The sequence below is a fragment of the Micromonospora sp. NPDC003776 genome, assembly GCF_053605645.1.
The window spans coordinates 1-17,397 of sequence record NZ_JBSGJR010000076.1; the positions used below are offsets into that span (position 1 = coordinate 1).

Genomic DNA, 17,397 nt, shown 5'->3' on the forward strand with positions numbered 1-17,397 from the left:
CGTTGGTGCGTGTCCCTCCGGACGCTTGCCCGCCCGGCCGTGGGGCCGGGTGGGGGAGGGTGCCCTGCGTCGCCTGGGCGCGGGGCGTGGTGGCTTGTGCCGGGTGGGGCGGGTCTTCGACCGGTCCGCGCGGCTGGGCTTGATCGTGGGGGTGACGACGGCGGCGGCTTCGAGGGTGTCGAGCACGGCGCGGATGATCATGGTGCCGTTGCTGCGGTCGGTGACGGTGGTGGTCTGGTGGGTGAGGCCGCGGGCGGCGATGCGCCGCCAGGCGCCGTGGTCACGGTCGCCCTGCCAGCCGCAGGACTGGTGGGGGCAGATGGCCCATTTCCAGCCCGGGGTGGTGGGCCGGTCGGGGGCTTTGCGGTGCCGTAGCGGGGTCAGGCACTGCGGGCAGTGCTTGGAGGTGTTGCGGGCGGGGACGCCGACCACGGCGATACCGTGCTCGGCGGCGAGGTGCCGCATCCGGTCGACGATCTTCCCGCGCACCTGCTGGGACAGGCGCGTGTTCATGCTGCCGCCCATCCCCTTGGCTTCCAACGATCGCAAGTCTTCGACGTAGATGACGGTCGCGCCCGCGGCGATCGCCTGGTCGACCGTCCAGCGGGCGGCGGCCCAGGCGAGCGCGGCGTTCAGGTTCTGGCGGCGTTCGGACACCTGTCGGATCTCGTCGCGCAGCACGGCAAGCTTGCCCACGAGGTGGTGCTGCGAGTTGACGCCGATGAGCCGCACGTACTGGTCGGCCTTGGCGTGCAGCCGCTCGGATAGGCGGCGCAGGCGGTGCTGCTTGGCCAGGACTCCGGCGGCCCGGAACTGGCCGCCAGCGCCGAACGCGGTGATCCGGCCGTCGGCTGGCCGTCGCAGGGCGCCTGCGCTGAGCAGGGTGTTCAGACCCCAGTCCACCCCGAGCGCCACCGAGTGGCCGGTGGGCCGGGCTGCCGGCACGGCGTGGGTGTAGGCCAAGTCGGCGCGGACCTGCCGGCCATTGACCCGCAGGGTGGGTAGGTGCAGCACCGCGCCGGCCGGGACGGTGGGCGGCAGGCTGATCGGGCAGGCCACCCACGTCCAGTCCCGGTACGTGCCCGGATCCGGACGGGTGGGCAACTGCAGGCGCAGCAGCACCCTGCCCGGATCGGTGTCGCCGCGTTCGATCGTGGCCTGCTGCCGGTCACACGCGGACAGCAACAACATCCGCGGGACCTTCGGGACGCCTTCCAGTTCGAACACATCCACCGGGAGGCGGCTGTTGGCGTTGAGGAACGTGGCCACCTGCCGGGTGCGCGCGTTGACGACGTTGGCGGGCAGATCCTTCCCGCCAGGGATCGCCTCCCGCACCTGATCCCACTCCTGTGGAGTGCGTTTGCGCGGGTCGGCCGGCCAGGTCGCGAGGAGCGCGGCGGTCAGGTCGGCACGCCATGTCACCGAGCGCAGCGCACGCCCGGCCTGCTCCTGCGCCATCCGCACGATCCGGTCATTGATCCTCACACCGTCGGGGACGGTGACGGTCCAACCCAGCCGCCGCAACGCCATCCACGCGTTCGACGGCAACCTGCGCCCACCCGCGTCCACACCGGAGGCCAACACCCGCACATCCGCGGCGTTCCACCGCTGCGCCACCAGCCCGGAAACCATGCCCGCCACCAGATCGGCACACCAGCCGACACGCTCGGCCAGCACCGCCTGGGACAAGACCTCGCCGGTCTTCTCATCCACACCGGCGCGCACAAAAGCGCGGACACACGCGGTCCGGGACGCCTGACCGTCAGCCAGCGACACCATCCGACTCACCCGCCACCAACCTCACCACACCCAGACCCGGCCAGCCCGCACACGACCCCCGCCGACAGCACTCGCCGCCGGCGCAGACCACCCCCACCGCCCCGCATCAAACCAGACGACACCGACACCCACGACCGGCCCACGATCACTGAGGATGCTTAACCAAATCCCATAGCCTCCCCTCGTGACCGACCCTCCACCCGCTGTCGAGCCTCTGCGTCCATATCGGGGGCGCAAGCCGGAACTGTACGAACAGGCGCTCGTGCTGCGGCGTGCCGGCTGTCCGGTGGCGAGATCGCCGAGCGGCTGGGGGTGTCCAAGTCGACCGCCACCTCTGGACCCGGCACCTGCCGCTGGATCCGGAGTTGGTCCGGCGACGGCGACGGCGACGGGACGGTTCGCGCGCGCGGGCGGACGCCCAGTGGAGCGCACATCGGGCCGCGCGGGACGCCGCTCGGGCCGACACCGTGCGCGCTGCCGCGCGGTGGGTGCGTGGCCTGCGCTACCGCCAGCTGGTGCTGATCGGTGCGGCAATCTACTGGTGTGAAGGCGGTAAGGCGAAGCCATGGCGTCCGCACGACTGTCGGGTCAGGTTCATCAACAGTGATCCGCTGCTGGTGGCGCTCTTCCTGCGCTTTCTCGACGCGCTCGGGGTGCCGCCGGCCGATCGCCGGTACGGTGAGCATCCACGAGACTGCGGACGCGGCTGAGGCGGTCCGCTGGTGGGCCGGCCTCATCGGCGTGCCGCCGGCTCAGTTTCAGCGGACCACGCTGAAGAAGCATCGGCCGGGGACATCGCGCAAGAACCGAGGCGCCGACTATCGCGGCTGCCTGACGGTCCACGTGCTCGGGGCGAACCGCGTCTACTGGAAGATAGAGGGGATCATGAAGGGAATGGCCGATGAGGATCGGCCGCACGACCGGTAAGGTGTAGGCAGCCGAAGAGCGGGTGCCCTTTTGCCCGTTTTCGACCATCCCGGGTCGTCTAATGGCAGGACGTCAGGTTTTGGTCCTGATTATAGGGGTTCGAATCCTCTCCCGGGAGCTTCCGCTGCCTCCCGGTTGCCGCGTGGTTAGCATGGCCGCGAGACTGTCGCCGTCCCGACGGGAGCCACGTCGTGTCCCAGCCCCACCTCCGCACCGTTGTCGTGCTCGCCGCCGGTGAGGGCAAGCGGATGAAGTCTGCCCTGCCCAAGGTGCTGCACCCGCTGCTCGGCCGTACCCTCCTCGGCCACGTGCTGGCCGCCGCCGGCCCGCTCGACGCCGACCGGACCGTGGTGGTGGTCGGGCACGGCGCCGACCAGGTCCGGGGGCACCTGGCGGAGGTGGCGCCGGAGGCCGTACCGGTGCTCCAGGAGCGGCAGCTCGGCACCGGACACGCGGTGCGGATCGCGCTGGACGCGGTCCCGGAGGTCCGCGGCACGGTCGTCGTGATCAACGGGGACGTGCCGCTGCTGCGGCCGGAGACGGTGGCGGCGCTGGTCGAGGCGCACGAGGGCGCCGGCGCGGCGGCGACCGTGCTGGCCGCCGAGGTGCCCGATCCGGCCGGCCTGGGCCGGATCGTGCGGGACGCCGACGGGCGGCTGGCGCAGATCGTGGAGGAGCGGGACGCCACCCCGGAGCAGCGCGCGCTGCGGGAGATCAACGCGGGTATCTACGCGTTCGACGTGGCGCGGCTGCGGGAGGCGCTGGGCAAGCTCTCCACCGACAACGACCAGGGCGAGGAGTACCTGACCGACGTCTTCGGCCTGCTCCGGGACGCCGGCGAGCCGGTGGCCGTGTACTGCGCCGCGGATCACGTGGAGACGCTGGGCTGCAACGACCGGGTGGAGCTGGCCGGGCTGCGCCGGCTGCTGCGGGACCGGGTGAACGAGGGCTGGATGCGGACCGGGGTGAGCATCCTGGACCCGCACACCACCTGGATCGACGTGACGGTCACGGTGGAGCGGGATGCGGTGATCGACCAGAACACGCAGCTCCAGGGGGCGACGGTGGTCGGTGCCGGGGCGACCGTGGGTCCGGACACCACGCTGATCGACACGGTGGTCGGGGCGGAAGCCAGCGTGGTGCGTAGCCACGCGGTGGGTGCCGAGGTCGGTCCGCAGGCCACCGTGGGGCCGTTCGCCTACCTGCGGCCGGCGGCGAAGCTGGCCGAGAAGGCGAAGGTGGGCACCTTCGTCGAGGTGAAGAACTCCGAGGTGGGGCCGGGCGCGAAGGTGCCACACCTGTCGTACGTCGGGGATGCCACGATCGGTGCGAAGGCGAACATCGGTGCGGCGACGATCTTTGTGAACTACGACGGGGTGAAGAAGAGCCGCACGGTGGTCGGTGAGGCGGCCTTCGTCGGCTGTGACACCAGCCTGATCGCGCCGGTCGAGGTGGGTGCCGGGGCGTACATCGCGGCGGGCAGCGCGATCACCCAGGACGTGCCGCCGGGCGCGCTCGGGGTGACCCGGGCGCCGCAGCGCGCGATCGAGGGCTGGGTGGCCCGCAAGCGGGCCGGGACGGTGTCCGCCGAGGCGGCCGAGCGGGCCCGTGAGGGTGCGTCGGGCGGGGCCGCGGCCGCAAGCGAAGGTGACTGACTCCACGGGGATCGCCGGGCGGTGGGTGGAGCGGTGAACGCGGGGGATACTGCAACCGAATAGTCCCCGGCTCCACCGCCGCCGGGAACCACCGACATACGGGAGCAGACGGGCCCATGGGCAGCATCGTCGCCGAAAACCGCAAGAGCCTGATGCTCTTCTCCGGACGGGGTTTTCCGGAGCTGGCCAAGGAGATCGGTGAGGTGCTCGGCGTCGCGCCGACCCCCTCCGACTCGTACGACTTCGCCAACGGTGAGATCTTCGTACGGTTCAAGGACTCCGTGCGTGGCTCGGACGCCTTCGTGGTGCAGTCCGTGACGCACGGGGTCAACACCTGGGTCATGGAGACCCTGATCATGATCGATGCCCTGAAGCGGGGCTCGGCCAAGCGGATCACCGTGGTGCTGCCGTTCTACCCGTACTCGCGGCAGGACAAGAAGCACCGGGGCCGGGAGCCGATCTCGGCGCGGCTGGTGGCCGACCTGCTGAAGACGGCGGGCGCGAACCGGATCCTCACGGTCGACCTGCACACCGCGCAGATCCAGGGTTTCTTCGACGGTCCGGTGGATCACCTCTTCGCGATGGACGTGCTCGCGGAGTACGTCGAGCACCGGTACGCGGGCCGGCCGATGACCGTGGTGGCGCCGGACTCGGGTCGGGTGCGGGTGGCCGAGCGGTGGACGGACCGGCTGGGTGGCTGCCCGCTGGCGTTCATCCACAAGACGCGGGATCCGCTGAAGCCGAACCAGGTGGTGGCGAACCGGGTGGTGGGTGAGGTCGAGGGTCGGGTGTGCCTGATCGTTGATGACATGATCGACACCGGTGGCACGATCACCAAGGCCGCGGACATCCTCAAGCAGTCGGGCGCGGCGGAGATCGTGGTCGCCTCGACCCACGCGTTGCTGTCGGATCCGGCGACCGAGCGGCTGAAGAACAGCCCGATCAGCGAGGTCGTGGTGACCAACACGCTGCCGCTGCCGCCGGAGAAGCAGTTGGACAAGATCACCGTGCTGTCGATCGCGCCGCTGCTGGCCCGGGCGATCCGGGAGGTCTTCGACGACGGTTCGGTGACCACGCTCTTCGGTGGCCTGAGCTGAGTGTCGGCGCGGCCGGCGGCCCTCCGGGGACGGCTGCCGGCCGCGCTGCACGTGGTTCGGTCGGTGATGTGGGGACTGCCGGAGAGCCGGGAAATCGCTCGGGTAGACTGGTGCGGTTGCCACGGCGAGGGTGCCCGGCGGGTCGCTGAAAAGCACCGCACGGAGGCGCCGTCATCGACGCGGTGCTCCGGGCAGTCGTTCATGACGCATGAGCCCCAGCGAGCCCCTCGCCCCAGCACCGCCAGACGACAAGCCGCCGCAGCAGAAAAGCATCAGGAGTTTCCCCGTGTCCGAGGTAAAGATCAGCGCCGAGCCCCGTACCGAGTTCGGCAAGGGTGGTGCCCGTCGTACCCGCCGGGCCGGCAAGGTGCCCGCCGTGCTGTACGGCCACGGCGAGAAGCCGAAGCACATCGCGCTCCCGGCGCGTGAGTTCGCCGCCGCGATCCGCAAGGGCGGTGCCAACCAGCTCTTCGCGATCGAGGTCAGCGACGGCACCCAGGTGCTGGCGCTGCCGAAGGCGATCCAGCGTGACCCGATCAAGGACACCTTCGAGCACGTGGACCTGCTGCTGGTCCGCCGGGGCGAGAAGGTCACCGTCGAGGTCCCGGTCCAGCTGACCGGTGAGGCCGCGAAGGACACCCTGATCGTGCACGACCACGACACCCTTTCGGTGACGGCCGACGCCACCAAGGTGCCGGACCACCTGGAGGCGTCGATCGAGGGCGCCGAGGCGGGCACCCAGATCACCGCCGCCGACGTCGAGCTGCCGGCCGGTGTCGAGCTGGCCGCGGACGGGGAGATGCCGGTCGCCTCGGTGACCGCCGCCCCGACCGCCGAGCAGCTCGAGGCCACCCTCCCCGAGGTCGAGGAGGCCACCGAGGAGGCCGAGGAGGGGGTCGGCGAGGAGACCGCCGAGGCTTCCGAGGGCGCTCCGGCCGAGGGCGAGCCGGCTGCCGAGGAGAAGACCGAGGCCTGATCGGTCCGCAGGCTGTGCGACAGGCGTCCCCGGTTCCCGGGGGCGCCTGTCCGCGTATCGGGGACGGTTGCCGGTGGCGCGGCGGTGGTGAGGGAAGGGACGTGGCGTGACGGACGAGTCGGGGCCGTGGCTGGTGGTCGGCCTGGGCAACCCCGGTCGGGAGTACGCGGGCAACCGGCACAACGTGGGCTTCATGGTGGCTGACCTGCTGGCGGCCCGGCTGGGCGGGAAGTTCGGCCGGCACAAGCGGGCGGTGGCGGAGGTCGCCGAGGGGCGGCTGGGGTTCGGCGGCCCGAAGCTGGTGCTGGTGAAGCCGCTGACGTACATGAACCTGTCGGGTGGGCCGGTGGTCGGGTTGGCGCAGTTCCACAAGATCCCACCGGGCCGGGTCATCGCCGTGCACGACGAGCTGGACATCCCGTACGGTCAGCTGCGGGTCAAGTGCGGCGGCGGCGAGGGTGGGCACAACGGTCTGCGCTCGATGTCGAAGTCGCTGGGCACGAAGGACTACGTCCGGGTGCGGTTCGGCATCGGCCGGCCGCCGGGGCGGCAGGACCCGGCGGACTATGTGCTGTCGGACTTCTCCTCGGCCGAGCGCAAGGAGTTGGAGTTCCTGGTGGACCGGGCGGCGGACGTGGTGGAGTCGGTGATCACCAAGGGTGTGGAGCCGACGCAGAACCTCTACCACGGGGCGTGACGGCGTGCGGGCGGTAGTCTGCGCCTTCTGACGTGGCGACGGGAGCGGGAAGCATGGGCAGTCCTCCGATGATCGACGGCGCGTTCGCCCGCTGGCTGGCGGCGCGGGCCGGGCAGGCGCTGATGAACCTGCGTACGGAGCTGGGCTTCGCCGACCCGGGGGCGTTGAAGTCGGCCGGGGACAAGGTCTCGCACGACCTGATCCGTACCGAGCTGGCGAGGTGGCGGCCGGCGGACGCGGTGCTGTCGGAGGAGGATGAGGGCTCCCGGCTGGCCTGGACGGCGGAGGTGAGCCCGGAGGCGGTGTCCCGGCTGACCGCCGATCGGGTGTGGATCGTCGACCCGTTGGACGGCACCCGCGAGTTCGCCGAGGAGGGCCGCGCGGACTGGGCGGTGCACGTGGCGCTCTGGGCCCGCAACGCGCCGACGCCGCACGGGCTGGTCGCCGGGGCGGTGGGGCTGCCGGCGCAGCACCGGGTGCTGGCCACGGACTACCCGCCGGCGTACCCGCCGATGACGTTGGAGGCGGCGACCGCGCCGGGTGGGCGGACCATCCGGCTGGCGGCGAGCCGCAGCCGGCCGCCGGTCTTTCTGACCGACCTGGCGGAGGACGTGGGGGCGCACCTGGTGCCGATGGGTTCGGCGGGCGCGAAGATCGCCGCGGTGGTGACGGGTGAGGTGGACGCGTACATCCACGCCGGTGGCCAGTACGAGTGGGACTCGGCGGCGCCGGTCGCTGTGGCGACGGCCACCGGACTGCACGCTTCCCGGATCGACGGTTCTGCGCTGGAATACAACGAGGCCGACCCGCGCCTACCCGACCTGCTGGTGTGCCGCAAGGATCTCGCCAGTCGGTTGCTTGCAGCGCTGCAGCGGCATTCCGGGTAGCCTGAACGTTCTTCTTGACGAGTCCGACCGGAAAGGTCTGGAATTCGATGAACGGATTCGTGTCGTGACGTCCCCGGCGGCGTACCAGGTCTCCCACCTCGATGCCCTGGAGGCGGAGAGCATCTTCGTGATGCGCGAGGTGGTCGCCGAGATGGAGCGTCCGGTGCTGCTCTTCTCCGGCGGCAAGGACTCGATCGTGATGCTCCGGTTGGCCCAGAAGGCGTTCGCCCCGGCCAACATCCCCTTCCCGGTGATGCACGTGGACACCGGGCACAACTTTCCCGAGGTCCTGGAATACCGCGACCAGCGGGTCGCCGAGCTGGGCCTGCACCTGATCGTGGCCAGCGTCCCGGAGGCCCTGGCCGCGGGCCTGGTCCGCGAGTCGGCCGACGGCATGCGCAACCGGATCCAGACCCCGGTGCTGCTCGACGCGGTGGAGAAGCACCGCTTCGACGCGCTGTTCGGCGGCGCCCGGCGGGACGAGGAGAAGGCGCGGGCCAAGGAGCGGGTGTTCAGCTTCCGCGACGAGTTCGGCCAGTGGGACCCGAAGAACCAGCGCCCGGAGCTGTGGTCGCTCTACAACGGCCGGCACCACCCGGGGGAGTCGATCCGGGTGTTCCCGCTGTCCAACTGGACCGAGCTGGACGTGTGGCACTACATCGCCCGGGAGCGGATCCCGCTGCCGTCGATCTACTACGCGCACGAGCGCGAGGTGGTCGAGCGGGACGGGATGCTCTACGCGGTCAACGAGTTCATCCGGCCCAAGTCGGGCGAGGAGCGGTTCAAGGCGCAGGTGCGCTACCGGACCGTCGGCGACGCCTCCTGCACGGCGGCGGTCCGGTCGGACGCCGACACGGTGGAGAAGGTGATCGAGGAGGTGGCCGCCACGCGGATCACCGAGCGCGGCGCGACCCGCGGCGACGACCGGGTGAGCGAGGCCGCCATGGAGGACCGCAAGCGGGAGGGCTACTTCTGATGAGCGTCGAGACCCTCTCCCCGGCCGCCGCCGGTGCCGAGGCCCGGCCGATGGACCTGCTGCGCTTCGCCACGGCCGGCAGCGTGGACGACGGCAAGTCGACTCTGATCGGCCGGCTGCTCTACGACACCAAGTCGCTCTTCACCGACCAGCTCGCCGCGGTCGAGGCGGTCAGCGCGGCCCGGGGCGACGAGTACACGAATCTGGCCCTGCTCACCGACGGCCTGCGGGCGGAGCGGGAGCAGGGCATCACCATCGACGTGGCGTACCGGTACTTCGCCACGCCGCGGCGGAAGTTCATCATCGCCGACACCCCGGGGCACATCCAGTACACCCGCAACATGGTCACCGGCGCCTCCACCGCGGACCTGGCGCTGATCCTGGTGGACGCCCGTAAGGGCCTCGTCGAGCAGTCCCGTCGGCACGCGTTCCTCTGCTCGCTGCTGCGGGTGCCGCACCTGGTCCTGTGCGTGAACAAGATGGACCTGGTCGACTGGTCGGAGGAGGTGTTCGAGCGGATCGCCGACGAGTTCACCGCGTTCGCCGCGAAGCTCGAGGTGCCCGACCTGACCGTCATCCCGATCTCCGCGCTCAAGGGCGACAACATCGTCTCCCGCTCGGAGAACATGCCCTGGTACGAGGGCCCGTCGCTGCTGCACCACCTGGAGCGGGTGCACATCGCGTCGGACCGCAACCTGGTCGACGTGCGCTTCCCGGTGCAGTACGTGATCCGGCCGCAGTCCACCACCGTCACCGACTACCGGGGGTACGCGGGCCAGGTCGCCTCGGGCGTGCTCAAGCCCGGTGACGAGGTGATGGTGCTGCCGTCCGGCTTCACCAGCCGGATCGCCTCGGTGGAGACGGCGGACGGCCCGGTGGCCGAGGCGTTCCCGCCGATGTCGGTGACGGTCCGGCTGACCGACGAGATCGACATCTCGCGCGGCGACATGATCTGCCGGCCGAACAACGCCCCGGCCGTCGCCCAGGACATCGAGGCGATGGTCTGCTGGCTGGACGAGACCCGCCCGTTGCAGGTCGGCGGCAGGTACGCCGTCAAGCACACCACCCGCTCGGCGCGGGCGATCGTGCGCGGCCTGCACTACCGCCTGGACATCAACTCGCTGCACCGGGACGAGGCGGCCGGCGAGCTGCGGCTCAACGAGATCGGTCGGGTACGCCTGCGCACCACCGTCCCGCTGCTGGCCGACGAGTACCGCCGCAACCGCACCACCGGCGGCTTCGTCATCATCGACGAGACCACCAACCGCACGGTCGGCGCCGGCATGATCGTCGAAGCCGGCTGACCCTCCGACGCCGGTAGGGCGCTGATTCACGGAAAGAGTGGCCATGCACGCGAGAGTGGCCACTCTTTCCGTGAAAGAGGCCGCACGGCGGCCGGAGGGCGCGGGGCGCGGGGCGTCAGTCCAGGCGGGCCGCGCCGGCGGCCGGGAGGACGGTGACGGCGCCGGGGGCGGCGAAGCCGCGGTCGGCGTACGCGGCGGTGACGGCGGCCGCCACGGCGTCGGCGGAGTCCGCGTCAACCAGCGCGAGGACGCAGCCGCCGAAGCCACCGCCGGTCATCCGGGCCCCGTACGCCCCGGCGGCCAGGGCCGCCTCGACCGCGGTGTCGATCTCCGGCACCGTGATCTCGAAGTCGTCGCGCATCGAGGCGTGCGAGGCGGTCAGCAGCGGGCCGATCTCGCGTACCCGGCCGGCGCGCAGCAGGGCGACGGTGTCGAGCACCCGCTGGTCCTCGGTGACCACGTGCCGGACCCGGCGGCGGGTCTCGTCGTCGGGCAGCCGGCCCAGCACCGCCTCGAGGTCGGTCACGTCGACGTCGCGCAGGGCGGGCACCTGGAGGATCCGCGCCGCCTCCTCACAGGACTTCCGGCGGGACGCGTACTCGCCGTCGGCGTGCCGGTGCGGGGCGCGGCTGTCGATCACCAGCATGGCCAGCCCCGCGGCGCCCAGGTCGAACGGGATCTGCTCGACGTCCTCGGTGCGGCAGTCGAGGAAGAGCGCGTGCCCGGCCCGGCCCCGGATCACCGCCGACTGGTCCATGATCCCGGTGGGCGCGCCCACGTACTCGTTCTCGGCCCGCTGGGCGAGCCGGGGCCACCGCCCGGCCGGCAGGTCCAGGCCGCCCAGCTCGACCAGGGCGGCCAGCACCGCGGACTCGATGGCCGCCGAGGAGGAGAGCCCGGAGCCGACCGGCACGTCGGAGGCGATGGCGAGCCGGGCGCCCGGGACCGGGTGGTCGTCAGCGCGCAGCGCCCAGACCACCCCCGCCACGTAGGCGGCCCAGCCGGTGACCCGGCCGGGCTCGTCGGCCTCCCGGGGCCCGAACTCGACCGGGTCGTCGTCCAGCTCGGACCAGACCGTCCAGCGTTCGTCGTCCCGCCGGTCGGCGGCGACCACGGTACGCAGCGGGAGCGCGAAGGGGAGCACGAAGCCGTCGTTGTAGTCGGTGTGCTCGCCGATCAGGTTGACCCGCCCGGGAGCCGCCCAGCGGCCCGCCGGCTCCGCGCCGTACCGCTGCCGGAAGCCGGCCGTGGCGCGGGCGGCGACGTCGCCGGCGGCGCTCACTGGTTGCCCAGGATGTGCGAGCGGTAGAACGCCCAGGCGTCGCCGACCATGTCCTGCAGGGTGGGCTTGGCCGGCGTCCAGCCGAGTTCGGCGCGGGCCAGCGCGGAGGAGGCGACCAGCTCGGCCGGGTCGCCCTCGCGGCGCGGGGCCACCTCGACCGGCACCGGGTGGCCGGTGACCTCGCGGACCACCTCGATCACCTGCCGGTTGGTGAAGCCGTTGCCGTTGCCCAGGTTGTAGATGCGGTGCCGGGCGGGCGTGGCGGCGCCCAGGGCCAGCAGGTGGGCCCGGGCCAGGTCCTCGACGTGGATGTAGTCGCGGACGCAGGTGCCGTCGACGGTGGGGTAGTCGTCGCCGAAGAGTTGCAGCTTGTCGCGGCGGCCGGCGGCCACGTCGAGGGCCAGCGGGATGAGGTGGGTCTCCGGGTCGTGCCGCTCCCCGATGGCCCACCCGTCGTGCAGGTACGCCCCGGCGACGTTGAAGTAGCGCAGGGAGACGGCGGCCAGGTCGTGCGCGACCGCCTCGGAGGTGAGCGCCATGTCGACGGCCAGCTTGGTCGCCCCGTAGGTGTTGGTGGGGGCCTTGACGGCGGTCTCCGGGATGGGCAGCTCGGTGGGGTTGCCGTAGACCGCGGCGGTGGAGGAGAAGACCAGCTTGGGCACCCGGGCGGCGCGGACCGCGTCGAGCAGGGCAAGCGAGCCGATGGTGTTGGTGTGCCAGTAGAGCTCGGGCTTGACCATCGACTCGCCGGCGGCGATCAGCGCGGCGAAGTGCAGCACGCCGTCGAAGCCGGCGTCCGGGGTGAGCACCCGGGCCGCCTCGTGGATCGGCAGGTCGACGTGGGTGGCCTCGGGGGCGAGGGCTTCCCGGTGGCCGGTGCGCAGGTCGTCCAGGACGGTCACGTCGTGGCCGTCGTCCAGCAGCATCCGGGTCACCACGCTGCCGATGTAACCGGCGCCGCCGGTGACGAGCAGTTTCACGTCGGGTCCTCCCTGCCTGGCCGGGCCGCGTGCCGGCCGTCCGTCGATCACCCTAGGGCCGCCGGCTGTGCCTCCGCTGCCCACGACACGCCACCATTCCACCACGATCCCTCATGATTGAACAGATCCGAACATTGGCCGGGCGGCGCGGCGGCCGCTGTCTACGATCCTTGTCATGCGGGAAGCAGGTGGTCCCGGACTCCGGCGACGACCGCTGGGGCGGCCCCGACGCGAGCCGGGACCGGTCGCCCGGACCGTCGCCCGCCTGGTGGTCCGCGCGGCCGACGGCGCCACCCGCCTGGTCACCGATCTGCTCGGTGCCAGCCCGGCCGCCGGCCGGGAGCGGATCAGCGAGGCCGAGCTGCGCGACCTGGTCGCCGCCAACACGGTGCTCGACCCCGACGAGCGGCGGATCATCGACGAGGTGCTGGTGGCCGGCGCGCGACTGGTACGCGAGGTGATGGTGCCGCGCACCGAGGTGGTGTTCCTCTCCGCCGGGCTGACCCTCGCCGAGGCGGAACGGCTGGTCCGGGCCGAGACGCACACCCGGTACCCGGTGGTCGACGGCACCCACGATGATGTGGTCGGCTTCGTCCACCTGCGGGAGGTGCTGCTCCGCCCCGAACGGGACCGGTGCGCCACGGTCGGCGAGCTCACCCGCGAGGTGAAGCGGCTGCCGGGCAGCAAGCGGGTGCTCGCCGCGCTCACCGAGATGCGCCGGGAGGGGCACCACCTGGCCGTGGTGGTCGACGAGTACGGCGGCACCGCCGGCATCGTGACCTGCGAGGACCTCGTCGAGGAGCTGGTCGGGGAGATCCACGACGAGTACGACGACCTGCCGCCCGACCCGGCCCACGCCGGCCTGCCCGCCGTCGTCGACGGGCGGCTCAACCTGGCCGACTTCGCCGAGCGCACCGGGGTTCCGCTGCCCGCCGGGCCGTACGAGACGGTCGGCGGGTACGTGATGGCCGCCCTGGGCCGGCTCCCGGTCGCCGGCGACGAGATCCCGGTGGCCCCGGACCGGCACGGCGCCGGCGGACCCGACCCGGAGGACCCGCCGGGCGGGTGGCTGCTGCGGGTGCTCACCCTCGACGGCCGGCGGGTGTCCCGCCTGGCGGTCTCCGCCGCCCGCCTGCCCGAGCAGCGACGCGAGCTCAACAGCCCGGTCGCGCCCGCCGAGAGCCGACCCGCGGGCCCGTCATGACGTACCGCGGGCGATGCTGACAGAATTGCCGCCATGTCCGACGTACCCGCCCGCCCGCGCGTCTTCTCCGGCATCCAGCCGACCGCCGACTCGTTCCACCTCGGCAACTACCTCGGCGCGCTGCGGCACTGGGTGGCCCTGCAGGACAGCCACGACGCGTTCTACTGCGTGGTGGACCTGCACGCGATCACCGCCGGGCACGACCCGAAGGTGCTCAAGCAGCGCAGCCGGGTCGCCGCCGCGCAGCTCTTCGCCCTGGGCCTGGACCCGGAGCGCAGCACCCTCTTCATCCAGTCGCAGGTGCCCGAGCACGCGCAGCTGGCCTGGGTGCTCGGCTGCATCACCGGCTTCGGCGAGGCCAGCCGGATGACCCAGTTCAAGGACAAGTCGCAGAAGCAGGGCAGCGAGCGGGCCAGCGTCGGCCTCTTCACGTACCCGATCCTGCAGGCCGCCGACATCCTGCTCTACCAGGCCCACGCGGTGCCGGTCGGCGAGGACCAGCGGCAGCACCTGGAGCTCTCCCGGGACCTGGCCCAGCGGTTCAACTCGCTCTTCGGGCCGACCTTCACCGTGCCCGCGCCGCACATCGTCAAGGACACCGCGAAGATCACCGACCTGCAGGACCCGACGGCCAAGATGTCGAAGTCGTCGTCCTCCCCGGCCGGCATCATCGACCTGCTGGAGGAGCCGGCCCGCTCGGCCAAGAAGATCCGCTCCGCGGTCACCGACACCGGTCGCGAGATCGTCTTCGACGCCGAGGGCAAGCCGGGCATCTCCAACCTGCTCACCATCTACTCCGCGCTCTCCGGCCGGAGCATCGACGACCTCGTCGCCGCGTACGACGGGAAGGGCTACGGGGACCTGAAGAAGGACCTCGGCGAGGTGGTCCGGGAGTTCGTCACCCCGATCCAGGAGCGCACCCGCGCCTACCTGGACGACCCGGCACAGCTCGACAAGCTGCTCGCGCACGGCGCGGAGAAGGCGCGGGCGGTCGCCGCCGCGACCCTGGCGACCGCGTACGAGCGGATCGGCTTCTTCCCGCCGGTCCGGGTCGAGTAGCGGCCCGGGCGCGACGGGACGGGTGGACGCAGTCGGTGGCCGGAGGGGTGGCGCGGAGCGTGGATCGCAGGGACGGGGCGCCGGACGCCGACGACACGATCCAGATCGGGATCGCGGTGGACATCCCCGAGCCGTGGGGCGGGATGCTCACCCGCCGCCGGATCGAGGCCGGTGACCCGCAGGCCGTCCCGGCCCACGTCACCCTGCTCGGCCCCACCGAGATCCCGCTGCGCGCGCTGCCCGCCGTGGAGTCGCACCTGGCCCGGGTGGCCGCCACGCACCTGCCGTTCACCCTGCACCTGCGGGGCACCGGCACGTTCCGGCCGGTCACCCAGGTGGTCTTCGTGGCGGTGGCGGCCGGGATCAGCGAGTGCGAGCTGCTCGCCGCCGCCATCAACTCGGCCCCCGAGCTGCACCGGGAGGCGCGTTTCCCGTACCACCCGCACGTCACGGTGGCCCAGGACGTCCCGCCCGAGGTGCTCGACAAGGCGTACGAGGATCTCGCCGACTTCTCCGCCCTGTTCGAGGTGGAGGCGTTCACCCTCTTCTCGCACAGCGGGGCGACCCGGTGGCAGCCCCGCCGGGACTTCCGGCTCGGCGGCTGAGCTGAGCACCGGACCGGCCTGCCTCCGGGGCGGCGGCGGATCGGCGAGGATGACGAGGTGAACGTGATCGGCCGGATCGAGGCCGCGGCGAACCGTCGGATCGACGCCGCGCGCGACCGGCTGCCGGCCTTCGACCACCTGTGGCGGGCCGGGACGCTCTACGCCAACGTGCTCGCCGGCCGGCTCGCCGCCGCGATCGCCTACTACGGCTTCTTCGCGGTGTTCGCGCTGGCCCTGGTCGGGTACTGGATCTTCGGCGCGATCCTGCAGGACAACAACACGGTCGGCCGGGCGGCGGGGGACTTCATCGAGCGGAACCTGCCGTTCCTCAACCCGCAGCAGATCGCCCAGAGCAGCAACACCGTCGGCGTGGTCGGCCTGATCATCCTGGTCTTCACCGGGATCGGCTGGGTGGAGGCGATCCGCTCCTCGCAGCGGCTGATGTACGGCTTCAACCAGCAGCCGGGCAACCTGGTGATCCGCCGGCTGGTCGACCTGGGCGTGCTGGTCGCGGTCTTCGTGCTGCTCGGCATCTCGGTGGCCGCCGTCGACGCGCTGGGGTCGCTGCTGCGCTTCCTGCTGCGCAGCACCGGGTCGGTGGGGCTGACCACGATCAGCGCGCTGCTCAGCGTGCTGGTCAACGCCGTGCTGGCGGCCGCGCTGCTGGTGGCGGTGCCCCGGCTGCGGATGAGCCGGCGCCGACTGCGGCCGGTGGTCCTGGTGGTGGCGATCGGCATCACCCTGCTGAACACGGTCGGGCGCTACTACGTGGTCCGCACCGAGCGGAACCCCGCGTACACGGTGGTGGCCACCGCGGTGGGGCTGCTGCTCTACCTCTACCTGCTCAACCAGCTGCTGCTCTTCGGCGCGGCGCTGGCCGCCACCAGCCGGTACGGCCGGGTGGTCGACCTGGCCGAGGGCGCCGCCGCCCGGGAGGTGGACGTCGAGGTGGACGAGGAGACCGACCCCGGTACGCCGGGAGGGGCGGGATGACCACGCGGATCCGGATCGACCCGGCCTCGGCGGTGCCCCCGTACGAGCAGGTGCGCGGGCAGCTCGCCGGGATGATCGGCGACGGCCGGCTGCCGGTGGGCACCCGCCTGCCCGCGGTCCGGCAGCTCGCCACCGACCTCGGGCTGGCGGTGAACACCGTGGCCCGGGCGTACCGGGAGCTGGAGGGGGCCGGGCTGGTGGAGACCCGGGGCCGGCACGGCACCGTGGTCGCGCCCGGCCGGGACGACGCCACCGACCGGCTGCACCGCGCCGCCGCCGACTACGCGGCTGAGGCCCGACGCCTGGGCGTCCCCCCGGACCGCGCCCTCGCCCTGATCCGCGCCGCCCTCGACTCGACCCCCTGACCCGCTGCCGCACAACGTCCCCGAAAGTGCCGCCTCGGTCCGCCAGGAGGCCACACTTTCCCCGAAGTTGTGCGGATCGTGCGGCACCGGCTGTCGGGTAGCGACCATGATGAGCCGGTGGGCGCACTCGTGACACTGGACCTGCCGGACGACTCCCCGATGCTCGGTCTGCCGTGGATCATCACCTTCGGCCCGCTCGGCGACGCCGACGAGTGGGAGCCGGTCGTCTGCGGCCCGTACGAGCGGCCGCACGCGCTCGCCCTGGCCGAGGCGGTGGTGGCCGAGGAGCAGCTGATGGCGGTGGTGGAGCCGCTGCTGCCGGCGCTGACGCCGGAGGAGATCCGCAGCGAGATCGCGGCCGCACAGATCGCCGCCGAGGACGAGGCGGCCCGGACCGACCAGGCGGACCTCTACGGCGACTTCGAGGACGTCATCGACGAGGAGCTGGAGCTCGCCGCCGAGCGGGAGCCGGAACCCGCGCCGGTGACGGCGCCGAGCCGGGACGAGGTGCGGGCCGGCCTCGCCCGGATCGCCAAGCTGCTCACGAGCAAGGACTGAGCGCCGCCGGTCCCCGATGGACACCGGCCCCTCGGGAAGTCGACTTCCCGAGG

The 17,397-nt window shown here is 72.2% G+C and carries 17 protein-coding genes, 1 tRNA gene and 1 pseudogene; 16 read left to right on the forward strand and 3 right to left on the reverse strand.

Annotated elements, in window-relative coordinates; genetic code table 11:
* Window positions 1-1,779 (reverse strand): zinc ribbon domain-containing protein (locus tag ACWEVO_RS09705; RefSeq protein WP_452307147.1); only part of this gene is annotated, 1,779 nt, incomplete at its 3' end.
* A gap of 488 nt (window positions 1,780-2,267) precedes the next feature.
* Here ACWEVO_RS09705 and ACWEVO_RS09710 point away from each other — a divergent pair.
* The 10 genes and pseudogenes from ACWEVO_RS09710 to ACWEVO_RS09755 all read left to right on the forward strand — a co-directional run bounded on the left by ACWEVO_RS09710 (window position 2,268) and on the right by ACWEVO_RS09755 (window position 10,298).
* The gene (locus ACWEVO_RS09710; RefSeq protein WP_452307131.1) at window positions 2,268-2,489 is read left to right on the forward strand and encodes a hypothetical protein; all 222 of its coding nucleotides are present in this window, start codon (window positions 2,268-2,270) and stop codon (window positions 2,487-2,489) included.
* A complete protein-coding gene (locus ACWEVO_RS09715; RefSeq protein ID WP_452307132.1) occupies window positions 2,458-2,706 on the forward strand; it encodes a hypothetical protein in 249 nt (82 codons plus the stop codon). The genes ACWEVO_RS09710 and ACWEVO_RS09715 overlap by 32 nt, the downstream gene beginning before the upstream one ends.
* Before the next feature lie 47 nt (window positions 2,707-2,753).
* A tRNA-Gln gene (locus ACWEVO_RS09720) sits at window positions 2,754-2,824 on the forward strand.
* Window positions 2,825-2,897: 73 nt separating this feature from the next.
* Window positions 2,898-4,424, forward strand: a pseudogene (gene glmU, locus ACWEVO_RS09725) (bifunctional UDP-N-acetylglucosamine diphosphorylase/glucosamine-1-phosphate N-acetyltransferase GlmU).
* Window positions 4,425-4,477: 53 nt separating this feature from the next.
* Window positions 4,478-5,458, forward strand: coding sequence for a ribose-phosphate diphosphokinase (locus ACWEVO_RS09730; RefSeq protein ID WP_452307133.1), 981 nt, complete (start codon window positions 4,478-4,480; stop codon window positions 5,456-5,458).
* 286 nt (window positions 5,459-5,744) lie between these two features.
* Window positions 5,745-6,434 (forward strand): 50S ribosomal protein L25/general stress protein Ctc, encoded by a 690-nt coding sequence (locus ACWEVO_RS09735; RefSeq protein ID WP_452307134.1) that lies wholly within the window; start codon window positions 5,745-5,747, stop codon window positions 6,432-6,434.
* Between the two features lie 106 nt (window positions 6,435-6,540).
* Complete coding sequence (gene pth, locus ACWEVO_RS09740; protein ID WP_452307135.1) at window positions 6,541-7,131, forward strand: aminoacyl-tRNA hydrolase; 591 nt, start codon at window positions 6,541-6,543, stop codon at window positions 7,129-7,131.
* Between the two features lie 53 nt (window positions 7,132-7,184).
* Window positions 7,185-8,018, forward strand: a complete 834-nt coding sequence (locus tag ACWEVO_RS09745; protein ID WP_452307136.1) for an inositol monophosphatase family protein — start codon at window positions 7,185-7,187, stop codon at window positions 8,016-8,018.
* Between the two features lie 64 nt (window positions 8,019-8,082).
* Window positions 8,083-8,994, forward strand: a complete 912-nt coding sequence (cysD, locus tag ACWEVO_RS09750) for a sulfate adenylyltransferase subunit CysD (protein WP_452307137.1) — start codon at window positions 8,083-8,085, stop codon at window positions 8,992-8,994.
* Window positions 8,994-10,298, forward strand: a complete 1,305-nt coding sequence (locus ACWEVO_RS09755; RefSeq protein WP_452307138.1) for a sulfate adenylyltransferase subunit 1 — start codon at window positions 8,994-8,996, stop codon at window positions 10,296-10,298. The genes cysD and ACWEVO_RS09755 overlap by 1 nt, the downstream gene beginning before the upstream one ends.
* A 115-nt stretch (window positions 10,299-10,413) precedes the next feature.
* On the opposite strand, the gene galK is transcribed toward ACWEVO_RS09755, so the two are convergent.
* Together galK and galE are read right to left on the reverse strand one after the other, a co-directional pair.
* On the reverse strand, window positions 10,414-11,580 hold the full coding sequence (gene galK / locus ACWEVO_RS09760) for a galactokinase (protein ID WP_452307139.1): 1,167 nt from the start codon (window positions 11,578-11,580) through the stop codon (window positions 10,414-10,416).
* A complete protein-coding gene (gene galE, locus ACWEVO_RS09765) occupies window positions 11,577-12,560 on the reverse strand; it encodes a UDP-glucose 4-epimerase GalE (protein ID WP_452307140.1) in 984 nt (327 codons plus the stop codon). The genes galK and galE overlap by 4 nt, the downstream gene beginning before the upstream one ends.
* Window positions 12,561-12,735: 175 nt before the next feature.
* Here galE and ACWEVO_RS09770 point away from each other — a divergent pair, with 175 nt between their 5' ends.
* The 6 genes from ACWEVO_RS09770 to ACWEVO_RS09795 all read left to right on the forward strand — a co-directional run bounded on the left by ACWEVO_RS09770 (window position 12,736) and on the right by ACWEVO_RS09795 (window position 17,344).
* Window positions 12,736-13,764 carry a hemolysin family protein gene (locus tag ACWEVO_RS09770; protein ID WP_452307141.1) on the forward strand — a complete coding sequence of 343 codons (1,029 nt, stop codon included), beginning with the start codon at window positions 12,736-12,738 and terminating at the stop codon, window positions 13,762-13,764.
* Window positions 13,765-13,797: 33 nt separating this feature from the next.
* Window positions 13,798-14,823, forward strand: coding sequence for a tryptophan--tRNA ligase (gene trpS, locus ACWEVO_RS09775; RefSeq protein ID WP_452307142.1), 1,026 nt, complete (start codon window positions 13,798-13,800; stop codon window positions 14,821-14,823).
* 59 nt (window positions 14,824-14,882) lie between these two features.
* Window positions 14,883-15,428 carry a 2'-5' RNA ligase family protein gene (locus tag ACWEVO_RS09780; RefSeq protein ID WP_452307143.1) on the forward strand — a complete coding sequence of 182 codons (546 nt, stop codon included), beginning with the start codon at window positions 14,883-14,885 and terminating at the stop codon, window positions 15,426-15,428.
* Between the two features lie 57 nt (window positions 15,429-15,485).
* Complete coding sequence (locus tag ACWEVO_RS09785; RefSeq protein ID WP_452307144.1) at window positions 15,486-16,421, forward strand: YihY/virulence factor BrkB family protein; 936 nt, start codon at window positions 15,486-15,488, stop codon at window positions 16,419-16,421.
* Window positions 16,418-16,786: a GntR family transcriptional regulator gene (locus ACWEVO_RS09790; protein ID WP_452307145.1), complete on the forward strand. Its 369-nt coding sequence runs from the start codon at window positions 16,418-16,420 to the stop codon at window positions 16,784-16,786. The genes ACWEVO_RS09785 and ACWEVO_RS09790 overlap by 4 nt, the downstream gene beginning before the upstream one ends.
* A 117-nt stretch (window positions 16,787-16,903) precedes the next feature.
* Entirely contained in the window at window positions 16,904-17,344 is a 441-nt protein-coding gene (locus tag ACWEVO_RS09795; protein WP_452307146.1) for a hypothetical protein, read from the forward strand.
* Window positions 17,345-17,397: the final 53 nt, after the last annotated feature.